11 protein-coding genes are annotated in these 13,940 nt (G+C 71.8%); 6 read left to right on the top strand and 5 right to left on the bottom strand.

All coding sequences use genetic code 11. The features are described from left to right. Positions 1-24 precede the first annotated feature (24 nt). Positions 25-1,224 carry an NlpC/P60 family protein gene (locus ACFVGO_RS24670; protein ID WP_380354392.1) on the bottom strand — a complete coding sequence of 400 codons (1,200 nt, stop codon included), beginning with the start codon at positions 1,222-1,224 and terminating at the stop codon, positions 25-27. Between the two features lie 248 nt (positions 1,225-1,472). On the opposite strand from ACFVGO_RS24670, the gene ACFVGO_RS24675 reads away from it, so the two are divergent. The 6 genes from ACFVGO_RS24675 (at position 1,473) to ACFVGO_RS24700 (ending at position 9,104) form a co-directional block, all read left to right on the top strand. Then, the gene (locus ACFVGO_RS24675; RefSeq protein WP_359914191.1) at positions 1,473-1,823 is read left to right on the top strand and encodes a hypothetical protein; all 351 of its coding nucleotides are present in this window, start codon (positions 1,473-1,475) and stop codon (positions 1,821-1,823) included. 167 nt (positions 1,824-1,990) lie between these two features. Further along, positions 1,991-2,806 (top strand): hypothetical protein, encoded by an 816-nt coding sequence (locus ACFVGO_RS24680; RefSeq protein WP_380634051.1) that lies wholly within the window; start codon positions 1,991-1,993, stop codon positions 2,804-2,806. Positions 2,807-2,858: 52 nt separating this feature from the next. Then, positions 2,859-4,091, top strand: coding sequence for a hypothetical protein (locus ACFVGO_RS24685; protein ID WP_380634054.1), 1,233 nt, complete (start codon positions 2,859-2,861; stop codon positions 4,089-4,091). A 7-nt stretch (positions 4,092-4,098) separates the two neighbouring features. Beyond that, complete coding sequence (locus ACFVGO_RS24690) at positions 4,099-5,673, top strand: SCO6880 family protein (protein ID WP_359915077.1); 1,575 nt, start codon at positions 4,099-4,101, stop codon at positions 5,671-5,673. Between the two features lie 85 nt (positions 5,674-5,758). Beyond that, positions 5,759-7,108 (top strand): ATP-binding protein, encoded by a 1,350-nt coding sequence (locus tag ACFVGO_RS24695; RefSeq protein WP_359915075.1) that lies wholly within the window; start codon positions 5,759-5,761, stop codon positions 7,106-7,108. Between the two features lie 196 nt (positions 7,109-7,304). After that, positions 7,305-9,104: a bifunctional metallophosphatase/5'-nucleotidase gene (locus ACFVGO_RS24700; protein WP_359915072.1), complete on the top strand. Its 1,800-nt coding sequence runs from the start codon at positions 7,305-7,307 to the stop codon at positions 9,102-9,104. Here the strand turns inward: ACFVGO_RS24700 and ACFVGO_RS24705 are convergent. From ACFVGO_RS24705 to ACFVGO_RS24720, 4 genes are all read right to left on the bottom strand, one after another. Next, positions 9,011-10,621, bottom strand: coding sequence for an ATP-binding protein (locus ACFVGO_RS24705; RefSeq protein ID WP_380634059.1), 1,611 nt, complete (start codon positions 10,619-10,621; stop codon positions 9,011-9,013). The genes ACFVGO_RS24700 and ACFVGO_RS24705 overlap by 94 nt on opposite strands. Next, positions 10,618-11,388 carry a response regulator transcription factor gene (locus tag ACFVGO_RS24710; protein WP_359915066.1) on the bottom strand — a complete coding sequence of 257 codons (771 nt, stop codon included), beginning with the start codon at positions 11,386-11,388 and terminating at the stop codon, positions 10,618-10,620. Before ACFVGO_RS24710 ends, ACFVGO_RS24705 begins: the two co-directional genes overlap by 4 nt. 68 nt (positions 11,389-11,456) lie before the next feature. Then, positions 11,457-12,713 carry a S1C family serine protease gene (locus tag ACFVGO_RS24715; protein ID WP_380354405.1) on the bottom strand — a complete coding sequence of 419 codons (1,257 nt, stop codon included), beginning with the start codon at positions 12,711-12,713 and terminating at the stop codon, positions 11,457-11,459. Positions 12,714-12,828: 115 nt separating this feature from the next. Continuing rightward, positions 12,829-13,887: a LacI family DNA-binding transcriptional regulator gene (locus tag ACFVGO_RS24720; protein WP_359915062.1), complete on the bottom strand. Its 1,059-nt coding sequence runs from the start codon at positions 13,885-13,887 to the stop codon at positions 12,829-12,831. Between the last annotated feature and the right edge of the window lie 53 nt (positions 13,888-13,940).

The raw sequence follows: 13,940 nt of genomic DNA on the forward strand, positions 1-13,940 counted from the left end.
CCCGCCGTCCCGGCCCCACCGCACCTACCGACCCGCCCCGGCGGGAGCCGGCCCGGCAGGTGCGGGCGGGGCGGCGACGGCCGACCGGGCGGGGGTCGCCGGGGCGCTTCCCGGCGCGCCGCCCTGGGGGAGGCCCTGGGTGCCGCCCTGGTTCCCCGCGGGGGCGGTGGGCTCCGTCCCGCCCGGGCGGGACGGAGCGTTGACCGCGCCGTCGTTGTTGCGGGTCGGCAGCGCCTGGGCCCCGTCCGAGGTGACCCGGGTCGCGCCGATGTACTCCCGGGTGTCGATCTTGTCGTAGCGGATCACCGCGCCGGTGTGCGGGGCGTTGATCATGTACCCGCCGCCCACGTAGATCCCGACGTGGTGGATGCTCCGCGGATCGCTCAGGTCCGTCGCCCAGAACACCAGGTCGCCCGGCCGCAGCTGATCGCGCGACGGGTGCGGCCCGGCGTACCACTGGTCGTTGGCCACCCGGGGCAGGGTGATGCCCACACTGGCGAACGCGGCCTGGGTCAGGCCCGAACAGTCGAACCGCCCGCTCTGCGAGGGCAGGCCCTCACCGCCCCACAGGTACGGTGTGCCGAGCTTGGTCTGCGCGAAGTAGATCGCGGCCGACGACTGCGGGGACACCTCCAGCGGCGCGGTCGGCGAGGCGGGCGCCGTGAAGCTGCGGGCCATCGCCTGGATGTTCCGCACGTAGCCCTGGGTCTCCTTGTACGGCGGCACCCCGTTGTACTTCTCCACCGCGCCCTCGCCGGCGTTGTAGGCCGCCAGCAGGTTGGCCTGGGGGTCGCCCGGGACCTTCGCGACCCGCTTGGCGATCGCGCAGTCGTAGGTCGCCGCCGAGGCGATCGCGTCCAGCGGGTCCCAGACGTCCGCCCTGCCGTCCCCGTTGCCGTCGGTGGCGTAGTCGGGCCAGGTGCTGGGCATGAACTGCGCCATGCCCTGCGCCCCGACCCCGGAGCGCGCCCTGGGGTCGAAACCGCTCTCCTGGTACAGCTGTGCCGCGAGCATCGGCGGGGAGATCTCCGCGCAGAGCGCGCCCCACTTCTGGATCGGGTCCTGGTAGGCCGCGGGGACCGTTCCGGGGGAGAGGGCGGAACGATTCGCCGCCTGCTGCGGCGTCCCACTTGCCGCATAAGTCCCCATCGTCACCAGCCCGATGAACCCGAACGCAACAACTCCCGCAGCGGCGGCGGCCGTACCGGCCTTCCGGAGTACCATCAGCACCATCCCGACGAATCGTCAGTCGAAGTGTCCCGGAAGGCGTTGCTCACCGCAATCATCAGAGATACGAACAGTGAGCGCTATCCTTCGTACGGTGTACATCCTCGCGTACGTGTCCGATGCCTCACGACCGATTCGCGAGAAGTAGCCAAGTCGACATCAGATCTGGCCAAGAATAGGTACCGACCCTTCGCGCGGGCCGGGTCCGGGCCCTTGAATTTGCCTGATCGGGCGGTGAGATGGAAATGAACCTGAGCAGCGTGCACACCAATGCGGTCGGCCACCTGGCCGAGGACCCCCCCAAGAAGCCGAACATCGACACCATCATCGGCGGAATCGCCCCGGACTGGGGGCCGTTCGCGACCCTCGGGTCGGAGGCGCGGGTGATGGTCGAGGTCATCATGGCCGTCGCCATCCTCCTCTGCCTCGGCATCGCGGTCTGGGGCGCGGCCAAGCAGCGGATCGGTGCGACCGCGATGCGCGACAGCTTCGGCGCCGAACAGGGCAAGGGACTGATCGTCGCCGGACTGACCGGCGTGTTCATCATCGGATCACTGGGCACCCTGTTCACCATTGTCTACGGCATGGCGATCTGACGATCGGACAGCAGTAGTCCGACCTGCCTGAGGCCGGGCCCCCGCCCGGACCCCCTCCGACAGCCGACCCGCCAGGAATCCACCCCCGTTCCCACCCCCCGTCCGCGCCCGCCCCCGGACGGAGGGCCCCCGGAGCCGCCCCGGCTCCCCGCACCAGGAGGGCCGCCGTGCCGTTGTCCGACGACCAGCCGCGCACCCGTACGCGCCTGCCGGTCGGCGAACAGTCCTCCCCCCCGTCGAACCACCGTCAGACCCGTCCGCTGCGCGCCCTGCTGGCCGTCCTGGCCGTCGTCACCCTGCTCGTGGTGGCCATCGCCGTCGCCAACCGCGTCGCACCCGGCACCGGTAGCGGCAGCGACGGCTCCTCCACCGACCGCGCCGGCTCCGGCACCGGCGCTGGCCCCGCCCCCAGCGGCGACCAGCCCGCCGGCACCACCGTCAACGGCATCCCGACCGGCTACCCGCACACCGAACCGGGCGCCCAGTCGGCCGCCACCAACTACGCGGTGGCGATCGGCTCCGCGGACATGTTCCGCACCGACAGCCGGCACGGCATCGTCGCCACCATCACAGACCCGGGCGCCCTGGCCGGGCTCCAGAGCCGGCTGGACCAGGGCTTCGGCGGCGACACCGCCACCCGCTACGGCCTCGACGCCCAGGGCCGCGCGCCCAAGGGCCTCACCTTCGTCAGCCGCACCGTCCCGGTCGGCACCAAATCGACGGGCTACAGCGAGGGCGACGCCAAGATCGAGGTGTGGTGCACCGGCCTCACCGGCCTCGCCGGCGAACGCTCCGTCCAGCCGGTGACCACCAACTGGTTCACCCTCACGCTCTCGCTGCACTGGACGGGCAGCGACTGGAAGCTCACCGACTACACCAGCAGGCAGGGCCCCGCGCCGGTGCCCGCAGACCAGCAGGCCGCCACCGCCGATGAGATCACCGGCGCCGTCCAGCAGTTCGGGGGGTTCCGTTTTGCGCGTTGACCAGACCTCACGCCGTTCCGGCACACGGCGCCGTGTGGGCACCCTCGCCGGTGTGCTGGCCACCTTGCAGGTGGCGGCACTGTCGGCGGCCCAGCGGGTGTTCGCAGAGCCTTCGCCGACGGCCACTCCGACGCCCAGCGCCAACGCCAATTGCCCTGACCTGCCGATCTCAGGGAACGGCATTCTCTGCGTGGACAAGCCCGGGGGGAGCTCCCTCCCCGGGAGCGGCACCGTCGGGGCCGTGACCGACCCCCTCGGGTCGTTGGCCAAGAGCTGTGCGCAGGCCGCGGCGTGGGTGGTGCGGAAGTTGTCGGGGGCGATCGACGGGACGACGCAGGTGGACTTCACCAATGCGTCGTTCCTGCAGCAGTACGCCGTGGTGTTCGCCGTGTCGACGGTGATCACGCTGGTGCTGTGGCTGCTGGCGGTGGCGAAGCGGGCGGTGCGGGGGGCGCCGTTGACGACGGCGTTCTCGGAGGCGATCGGCTTCCTGTGGCTGACGGTGGTGGCGTCCGCGTTCACGCCGTTGATCCTGTTCACCGTGGTGAGCGTGACGGACGGGCTGACCAAGGCGATAGCGGTCGGGACGAAGACGGACACCGGGTCGTACCTGGGCGGGTTCGCCGACACGCTGGAGAAGGGTGACGTGGGCGGCGGTCCGCTGATCCTGGTGATCGTGTCGCTGGTCGCGGTGCTGGCGGCGGCGGTGCTCTGGATCGAGCTGCTGATCCGGGCGGCGATGCTGTACGTCGGCGCGCTGCTGGGGACGGCGGTGTACGCGGGGCTGGTGGACCGGCAGCTGTGGAAGCACGTGCGGCGCTGGGCGGGCGTGATGCTGGCGGTGGATCTGGCGAAGCCGATCATCGTGGTCATCCTGGGCCTGGCGGGGGCGGTGGCGACGGGGTCCGGGGCCGACGACGATTTCGCCCGGGTGCTGTCCGGGTTGGCGATCCTGTTCCTGTCGATCTTCGCGAGTGCCGCGGTGTACCGCTTCGTGCCGGGTTTCGGCGACGAGCTGCTGAACATGCGCGGGGCCCGGGCCAACGCCGTGCAGGCCGGTTCGGCGATGATCAACGGCACCGCGAACCTGATGAAGCAGGGCATCACCACCCACGGCGACCGCGGTCCGCAGGGGGCCGGCACGGGTGGCGGGGGTGCGGGCGGCGGTTCGGTCGCGCCGGGCATCGCCGCCCACGCGGGCCGGACGCCGGCCCCGCCGCCGCAGGGCGGGCCGCCGCAGGCCCCGGTTCCGATCCGCGACAGCAATCCAGCGAAGGGAGGGTGACGGGTAAGTGAGCAGTGAACCGCTCGGCCAGTACGGTGCCCAGTACGCCCAGCCGTACGTGCACCAGCGCCGCACCTACCTGATCGGCAAGGCCCGCCCGAACGCGCCGATCGGCCGGAACCGGGAGTCCGGCGAGATCGTGCTGATCATCTTCGGGGCCTTCCTCGGCATGCTCTGGGGCCTGCTGATGCCGGTCCTGCCGCTGCGGATCGGTGGTCTGGTCGGTCTGCCGGCGCTCGCCATCGCGGCGGTGTACGTGCCGTACCGCAAGAGGACGTTCTACAAGTGGGTGGAGATCAACCGCACCTACCGTCGGACGGTCCGCAGCGGGCGGGCGGTGTGGCGTTCGGACGTGATGGACGCCGGCACCCGGCTGGACGGCCGGGAGGTGGAGGTGGGCCCGCCGCCCGGGGTGGGGCGGCTGCGCTGGCTGGCGGCGCCGTTCGGGCCGGACGAGGTCGGGGTGCTGATGCACCTGGAGCGGCGTACGGTGACGGCCGCGATCGAGATCGAGGGCCCGGGCGTCGGTCTGCGCGACTCGGAGGACCAGGAGGCCCTGGTCGACCGGTTCGGGACGCTGCTGAAGCACGTCGCCAACGGGGACGGTTTCGTGACCCGGTTGCAGATCCTGGCCCGGACCCTGCCGGCGGACCCGGACGCGCACGCCAAGGACGTCGAGCGGCGCGGTGACCCGTCCTCGCCGCGCTGGCTGCAGGACTCGTACGACCAGCTCCAGTCGATGGTGTCGACCTCCTCGGAGCAGCACCGGGCGTACCTGGTGGCCTGCATGCACTACACCCGTGACCTGGCGGCCGAGGCGCACGCGATGGGCCGGACGGCCACCGGGCGGCGGGCGCGGGACGACGAGGGGCTGGCGGCCGTGATGGCGCGCGAGCTGACGGACATCTGCGCCCGGCTGGCCGAGGCGGACATCCGGGTGCGCCAGCCGCTGGGCCAGGCCCGGCTGTCCTCGCTGCTGCACTCGATGTACGACCCGGACCACCCGATCGACCACATCCAGGCGATGTCCCGGCGCAACGCCTGGCCGGCCGAGCTGGACGCGACCCAGCCGCAGTACCTGCAGGCGAAGACCCGGGAGTCGGCGACCCGGGAGCCGTGGTGCCACGCCACCGCGTGGATCAAGGAGTGGCCGCTCACCCCGGTGGGCGTCAACTTCCTGGCGCCGCTGCTGGTGCACACCCCGGACGTGATCCGGACGGTGGCGGTGACGATGGACCTGGAGCCCACCGACGTCGCGATCGAGCGGATGCTGACCGAGAAGACCAACGACGAGGCCGAGGCCAGCCGTGCGGCCAAGATGAACCGCACGGTGGACCCGCGCGACCTGGCCCACACCGGCCGGGTGGACCAGCGCGGCGACGACCTGGCCTCCGGCGCGGCCGGGGTGAACCTGGTCGGCTACATCACGGTCTCCTCGCGCAACCCCGACGCGCTGGCCCGCGACAAGCGGACCATCCGGGCCTCGGCCGGCAAGAGCTACCTCAAGCTGGAGTGGTGCGACCGCGAGCACCACCGGGCCTTCGTCAACACCCTCCCGTTCGCCACCGGCATCCGCCGCTGAGCGCACCGGCCGACCCGCGCACCCGCGCACCCGCAACCCGCGCACCCGCACGTCCGTCCACCGCTGACCCGTCAGGAGACCGCCCATGGCGCTCGGCAACCTCACCGATGCGTTCACCAGCCTGATGTTCGGCAAGGTGGAGACCACCCGCCTGCCGGTGCGCACCTCCACCGGCCAGGCGCAGGCCGTCTACCTGCCCACCGCCGCCCCGGGGCTGGGGGACTCGGGTGTGATCATCGGCCGCGAGGTGTACAGCGGCAAGGGGTACGTGTACGACCCCTTCCAGCTGTACGGGCAGCAGCTGCCCGCCCCGCACTGGCTGGTGCTCGGGGAGTCCGGCAACGGCAAGTCTGCGCTGGAGAAGACGTACGTGCTGCGGCAGCTGAGGTTCCGTGACCGCCAGGTCGTGGTGCTGGACGCGCAGGGCGAGGACGGCGTGGGCGAGTGGAACCTGATCGCCAACGCGCTGGGCATAAAGCCGGTCCGGCTGGACCCGATGGCGGCCCGGGACGGCGGGGTGAAGCTCAACCCGCTGGACCCGGCGATCACCCAGACCGGCCAGCTGTCGCTGCTGCGCACCATCGTCGAGGTGGCGATGGGGCGCGGGCTGGAGGAGCGGGCGGGCTTCGCGCTGAAGGCCGCGCACGCCCATGTGGTGGCCTCGGTGCAGGACCGCCAGCCGGTGCTGAACGACATCATCGACACCCTGCGCAGCCCCGAGCTGTCCTCGGTGGAGTCGCTGGGCGTGGCGGTGGACGAGGTGCAGTCCTGGGGCCTGGACGTGGCGCTGGTGCTGGACCGGCTGGTCGACGGTGACCTGCGCGGCATGTTCGACGGGTCGACCACCGACGGCATCGACCTGGACGCGCCGCTGATCGTCTTCGACCTCTCGCACATCGACCGCAACTCGATCGCGATGCCGATCCTGATGGCGATCGTCGGGGTGTGGCTGGAGCACACCTGGATCAGGCCGGACCGGAAGAAGCGCATCTTCCTGGTCGAGGAGGCCTGGCACATCATCAACAGCCCCTTCGTGGCCCAGCTGTTCCAGCGGCTGCTGAAGTTCGGCCGCCGGCTCGGCCTGTCCTTCGTGGCGGTGGTGCACCACCTGTCCGACGTGGTGGACGGCGCGGCCGCGAAGGAGGCCTCGGCGATCCTGAAGATGGCCTCCACCCGGACGATCTACATGCAGAAGGCCGAGGAGGCGCGGGCCACCGGCCGGGTGCTGGGCCTGCCGCGCTGGGCGGTGGAGATCATCCCCACCCTGTCGCCGGGCATCGCGGTCTGGGACGTCAACGGCAACGTCCAGGTGGTCAAGCACATCATCACCGAGGCCGAGCGTCCGCTGGTCTACACCGACCGCGCGATGACCGAGGACGCAGTGGCCGAACGGGTGCGTGCGGAACGGCAGTTGGCTTCCGAGCCGGGAGTCTGAGCGGGGTCGTCGGGGCTCTTCCGCACGGTCTCCGCATCCGGCGGACGGCGACGGTTCGTCAGTAGGTAATCCTCTCGTTACGTTCGACGTCCTGACAGCTACGCGCGTTGACCCTAGGCTTCGCAGTCGCAACACATGTTCGAACGCCGATGCTGTCCACAGCCGGTGCTCCTTCCAAGGTGCAGGGGAACCCTTCATGCTCACCGTCAGATCCCGACGGACGGCGCTCGCCGTCGTCGCCGCCGCAGGTCTGTTCGGCACGGTGGTCGTGCCGACGGCCGCCCAGGCCGCCGACGCCGACGCCAAGCGCCACAAGACCGTCAACCTCCAGCTGCTGGCGATCAACGACTTCCACGGCAACCTGGAGCCCCCGGCCGGTTCGTCCGGCACGATCAAGGAGATCGACCCGGCCACCGGCAAGGAGGTCGCCACCCCGGCCGGCGGCATCGAGTACCTGGCCACCGAGCTGCGCAAGGCGCGCATCCCGGCCGACGACTCGATCACCGTCGCGGCCGGCGACATCATCGGCGCCAGCCCGCTCACCTCGGCGCTCTTCCACGACGAGCCGACCATCGAGGCGATGGACAAGCTCGGCCTGGACGTCACCTCCGTGGGCAACCACGAGTTCGACGAGGGCGCGCAGGAGCTGCGCCGCATGCAGGACGGCGGCTGCCACCCGACCGACGGCTGCTACGAGCCCGGCCGCACCTTCAAGGGCGCCAACTTCAACTACCTGTCGGCCAACGTCACCGACGAGAAGACCGGCAAGCCGCTGCTGGCCCCGTACTGGATCACCAAGTCCCAGGGCGTGAAGGTCGGCTTCATCGGCGTCACCCTGGAGGGCACGCCGAACATCGTGACCGCCGAGGGCGTCAAGGGCCTGAAGTTCGCCAACGAGGTCACCACGATCAACAAGTACGCCGCCGAGCTCAAGGCCAAGGGCGTCAACTCGATCGTCGCGCTGATCCACGAGGGCGGGTACCCGGCCAGCAGCGTCTACAACTACGACTGCGGCGCGGCCGGCCAGGGCATCTCCGGCCCGATCGTCGACATCGCCAAGAAGATCGACCCGGCGGTCGGCGCCATCGTCACCGGCCACACCCACAACGCGTACGCCTGCAGCATCCCCGACCCCAACGGCGTCCCGCGCTCGGTGACCAGTGCCGCCTCCTTCGGCCGGCTCTTCACCGAGATCGACATGAAGCTGGACAAGACCACCGGCGAGATCGTGCGCCCCTCGGTCAAGGCCGAGAACCACGTGGTGCGCCGCACGGTCGAGAAGGCGCCCGACATGACGGCGCTGGTCGACCGCTACTCCAAGCTGGCCGCCCCGATCGCCAACCGTCCGATCGGCTACATCGCCTCGGACATCAACGGCCGCGGCAACAGCGACCTGGAGAAGCCGCTCGGTGACGTGATCGCCGACGCGCAGCTCGCCGGGCTCGCCCCGGCCGACAAGGGCGGCGCGCAGGTCGCCTTCATGAACCCCGGCGGCATCCGCTCCGACCTGGTCTACAAGGCCTCCGGCGGCGAGGGCGACGGCGTGGTGACCTACGGCGAGGCGTTCACCGTCCAGCCGTTCACCAACATGATGCAGGTCAAGACGCTGACCGGCGCCCAGCTGATCCAGCTGCTCCAGCAGCAGGTGAGCGGCTCCAACACCGCCGCGCCGAAGGTCCTCCAGGTGTCCTCGAACCTGCACTACACCCTGGACATGCGCAAGACCGGCGCGGACCGGGTGGTCCTGGACTCGGTCCGGCTGAACGGCGCCCCGGTCGACCCGGCCGCCACCTACCGGGTCGCGGCCAACGAGTTCCTGGCCGGCGGCGGCGACGGCTTCCCGGCCTTCGCGGCCGGCACCGACAAGCTGGTCGGCGCCTCGGACCTGGACCTCTTCGCGACCTACCTGAGCGCCCACAGCTCGGCGGCCTCGCCGCTCCAGGCCCCGGCGCAGGACCGGATCAAGATCATCGGCCCGGGCAGCGACATCGACTGACCGTGAGCCGGCCCGGGAGGGGCGGGGCCGCCGGGCAGCCGGACGGTGGCCAGCGCGCCCGGGCCGCCGTCGGCCGCCGGACCGAGGGTGACCTCGCCGCCCGCCTCCCGGACGCTCTGAGCGACGATCGACAGCCCGAGGCCGGAGCCGGGCAGCTGGCGTGAGGAGGGCGAGCGCCAGAACCGGTCGAAGACGTACTGGAGCTCGTCCGGAGGGATCCCGGGGCCGTGGTCGCGGACGGTCAGCACGCCCTGGTGCAGCCGGACCTCGATGGTGCCGCCGGGCGGGCTGTACTTGACCGCGTTGTCCAACAGGTTGATCACCGCGCGTTCCAGCCCGGCCGCGTCGCCGTGCACGTACCAGGGCTCGGTGTCGGTCTCGAACACCAGCCCCGGGCCGCGCAGCTCGGCCCGCTCGACGGCCCGTCCGGCGATCTCGTGCAGGGCGACCACGGTGAGGGCCGGGCCGCTCTTCGGGGTGTCCGGGCGGGAGAGCTGGAGCAGGTCGCCGATCAGCAGGGTGAGCTCCTGCATCTGCGCCTTCATGTTGCCGAGCAGCTTGGTCTTGGTCGCGGCGGGCAGCGGGCGGCCGGTGTCGTTGCTGCGGATCAGCAGGTCGACGTTGGTGCGCAGGGAGGTCAGCGGGGTGCGGAGCTCGTGCCCGGCGTCGGCTATCAGCCGGGTCTGCCGCTCGCGGGAGTTGGCGAGGGCGGTGCTCATCGAGTTGAAGGAGGTGGAGAGCCGGGCGATCTCGTCGTCCCCGTGGACCGGGATGGTGGTGCCGACCTCCTCGGTCCGGGCGATGTGCTCGACGGCGTCGGTGAGCTGGTCGACGGGCTTCAGGGCGGAGCGGGCGACCAGGCGGCCGGCCACGGCGGCGAGCAGGATGCCGCCGACGGAGACCGAGCCGAGGAGGATGGCGAGGCCCTGGAGGGAGTCCTCGACGGGCTGGGTGGAGGTGGCCACCATCAGCAGAGCGGGGCGTGACGAGAAGTGGGTCAGTGAAATACGGACGACCGCAGGAGTACCGTCGGTGAATTGGCCGTCACGGATGATCGATTGGCCGTTCCTGAGGCTGAACCCCGCCGAGTCACCGGGCTGGACCACGATCGCCTTGGTCGCGTACGGGGGCAGGCAGACGCCCACCGGATTGGCCACGACGTACTGGGTGTCCCTGACGACTGCTGCGCTGTTCTCCGTAGCTGTGCTGCCCGGCTGGTTCTGCAGGGCGAGATCCGGCGTCGCGTAGCACGGGAGGCTGAGCACTCCGCGGGGCGGCGGCGGCAGCGTCGCGCCGGCCAGGTCGGCCCGCACCTGCCCGTACAGCTGCTTCTCCACGATGAACCAGCACGCCAGTGCCGACAGCGCGATCGCCACCGCCACCGCCGCCGCGCTCAGGAAGATGAGGCGGCTGCGCAGGGAGCGGGAGCGGAACCAGTGGAGGAGGCGCTGTCGGCGGTCGGGCGTGCGGGTCCGGGCCTGCGGAGGGGTCAGCGGAGGGGGCGGAACGTTGTTCACGCGCTCGTGCCGGCGGCCTGGCGCAGGGCGTAGCCGACGCCGCGCACGGTCTGGATCAGGCGGGGCATGCCGCCCTGCTCGGTCTTGCGGCGCAGGTACATCACGTACACGTCCAGGGAGTTGGAGGAGGGCTCGAAGTCGAAGCCCCAGACCGCCTTGAGGATCTGTTCGCGGGTGAGGACCTGGCGGGGGTGGGCGAGGAACATCTCCAGCAGCATGAACTCGGTGCGGGTGAGCTCGATCGGCTTGCCGGCCCGGGTGACCTCGCGGGTGGCGGTGTTCATCCGCAGGTCGGCGAAGGAGAGGACCTCGCTCTCGTCCTCGACGGCGGCGCGGGCGGCGGCCTCGGCGGCGAGGGCGTTGCGGCGCAGCAGGGCGCGGACGCGGGCGAGCAGTTCGTCGAGCTCGAAGGGCTTGGCGAGGTAGTCGTCGGCGCCGACGTCGAGGCCGGTGACGCGGTCGCCGACGGCGTCGCGGGCGGTCAGCATCAGGACCGGGACGGTGTCGCCGCGCGAGCGCATCCGGCGGACGGCGGTGAGGCCGTCCATCCGGGGCATCATGATGTCCAGCAGGACGAGGTCGGGCCGGTCGCGTTCGACGGATTCCAGGGCCTCGTAGCCGTCGGTGGCGGTGGCGACCTCGTACCCCTCGAAGGCGAGGCTGCTCTCCAGGGCGTCCCGGAGGGCGGGTTCGTCGTCGACCACGAGGAGCCGGGCGGAGGGGTGGCCGGCCTCGGCGGTGGTGCGGTCGTCGGCGGACGGGGTCATGGGCGGGTGCCCTTTCTCGTCGGGTGGAGGGCCTGCTGGGAGCAATTGTCCGTCTCAGCGAGTGTGGCTCACAGGTTCTGGCCGGCTTCGAGTTTCGGCAGGACCTGCTTGATGTCGTTGATCGGGATGGCGAAGCCGAGGCCGACGCTGCCGGCCGAGCCGCCGCCGGAGGAGCCGGAGCCGCCGGGCGCGTACATCGCCGAGTTGACGGCGATGACCTGGCCGTTGGCGTTGATCAGCGGGCCGCCGGAGTTTCCGGGGTTGAGCGCGGCGTCGGTCTGGAAGGCCTTGTAGGTGGTGCTGCTGCCGCCGGTGGGCTGCGGGGTGGTGCCGCGCAGGCCGGGGACGCCGGGGAGGAAGGGGAGGCCGAAGCCGCCGTTGTTGCTGGTGCTGCCCTCGTCGAGCTGGACGGTGACGTCGCGGTTCTCGGCGCTGATGATGCCGGAGGTGACGGTGCCGGTGAGTCCGTCGGGGTTGCCGATGGCGACGACCGGGTCGCCGACGGCCACGGCGGAGGAGTCGCCGAGGACGGCGGGGGTGAGGTTCTTGGCGCCGGTCGCGGTGATCACGGCGACGTCGAGGGCCTTGTCGGTGCCGGTGACGGTGGCCTGGGCGGTGGAGCCGTCCTTGAAGGTGACGGTGATCCGGCCGCCGGCGGTCGCGGTGTCGATCACGTGGTAGTTGGTGAGGATCCGGCCGTCGGTGTCGAGGACGACGCCGGTGCCGGTGGCGGTGCCGTTGCCGTTCTTGACGGTGATCTGGACGGTGCTGGGCGAGACGGCGGCGGCGATGGCGGCCACGTCGGCGCTGCCGTCGGAGCGGGCGGAGACCGGGCTGGCGACGGTGCCGACGCGGTTGTCGGCACCCTGCCGGTCACCGGCGACCAGGCCGCCGGTGACCCCGCCGAGGACGGCGGCGATCGCGGCGACGGCGGTGACCAGGGCGAGCCGCCCGCGCAGCAGTCCGCGCCGGGCCCGGTTGCCGTGGTCGCCGGGGCCCTCGGGGGAGCCCGGCCCGAGGATCGTGGGCGGCTCGGGCGGGGTGGGCGGGGGCGGCGGCGGGCCGTCGAAGACGCCGCCGGAGTGGTCCTCGCGGTAGCCGTACCCGGCCGGGCCGGTGGTGCCGTGGGCGTCGGCGGTCCGGCCGGCGCCGAGCACGGTGCCCTCGATCACCCGGGGTTCCGGGGCCCGGTCCGGGCCCTGCTGCTCGTACTGGCCGTACGGGCCGTACTGCTCGTACTGGCCGTACTGGTCGTGCTGCGGGTGGGACGCGTGGGGCTCGTACGGGCCGTACTGCTCGCCGGGGTACCGCTGCTGTTCGCTCATGCCGACCAAGCTCGTCCCGCTGCATGAGGAGTGCATGAGAACCGGCTCAGAACGGGGAGAGAAGCCCGTTGGGTTCTCATAAAGCCTGGTCAGGCGGCCTGCCGAGCGGAATCGGCTACTCCGGTACGGATCGGCCCGGGGCGGAGCCGCCGCAGCCGCAGGAGCGGCGGATGACCAGCCGGGACGGGAAGGTGCGGACCCGCTCGGTGTCCGAGCCGGGCACCATCAGCGAGTCGTCCAGCACCAGGTCCACGGCGGCCCGGGCCATCGCGTCGCGGTCGGAGGCGACGGTGGTCAGCGGCGGGTCGGCGAGCGCGGCCTCCGGCACGTCGTCGAAGCCGGCCACCGCGAGGTCCTCCGGGACCCGCAGGCCGACCTCGCGGGCGGCCCGCAGCACGCCGATCGCCTGGTCGTCGGTGGAGCAGAAGATCGCCCGCGGCCGGTCCGGCGAGCGGAGCAGGCCGAGCGCGACGTCGTAGGCGCCGTAGCGGTGGAAGGGCGCGTCGATCAGGTGCGGCTCGGTGGGGATGCCGTGCGCGTCCATGGCGCGCTGCCAGCCCTCGACGTGGTCGATGACCGGGTCGCCGGGGGCGGGGGACTCGACCGGGCCGCCGAAGCAGGCCACGTACGGGTGCCCGTGCACCTCCAGCAGGTGGCGCACCACGGCCTCGGCGCCCGCCACGTCGTCGGTGACCACCGCGACGTCGTCGATCGCCTCGGGCCGGCGGTGCAGCAGCACCACCTTGGCACCCTCCATCGCGGCGAACTCCTCGGCGGCGCGCTGCGAGGGGCCCTGGCTGACCAGGATCAGGCCGGAGACGCGCATCCCGAGGAACGCGCGGACGTAGTGCACCTCGCGGTCGTCCACGTAGTCGGAGTTGCCGATCAGCACGAGCTTGCCGCGGTCGGAGGCGGCCCGTTCCACGGCGTGCGCCATCTCGGCGAAGAAGGGCTGGCGGGCGTCCGGGACGACCATGCCGATCAGGTTGGTGCGGCGGGAGGCCATCGCCTGGGCGACGCTGTTCGGCCGGTAGCCGAGCTGATCGATCGCCGCGAGGACCTTCTCCCGGGTCGCGGGCGCGACCGGGCGCGGCCCGTTGTTGATGACGTAGCTGACGACCGCGGTCGAGGTACCAGCCAGCCGGGCTACATCGTCGCGCGTCACTTTGGCCACGGGGGGAGTCTACGCGTGTGGCCTCCGGGGCGGCAGTGGGGTCCGGGGCCTTG

It is taken from the genome of Kitasatospora sp. NPDC057738 (genome assembly GCF_042798815.1).
In the GTDB taxonomy this organism is placed as follows: Bacteria; Actinomycetota; Actinomycetes; order Streptomycetales; family Streptomycetaceae; genus Kitasatospora; species Kitasatospora lactacystinica.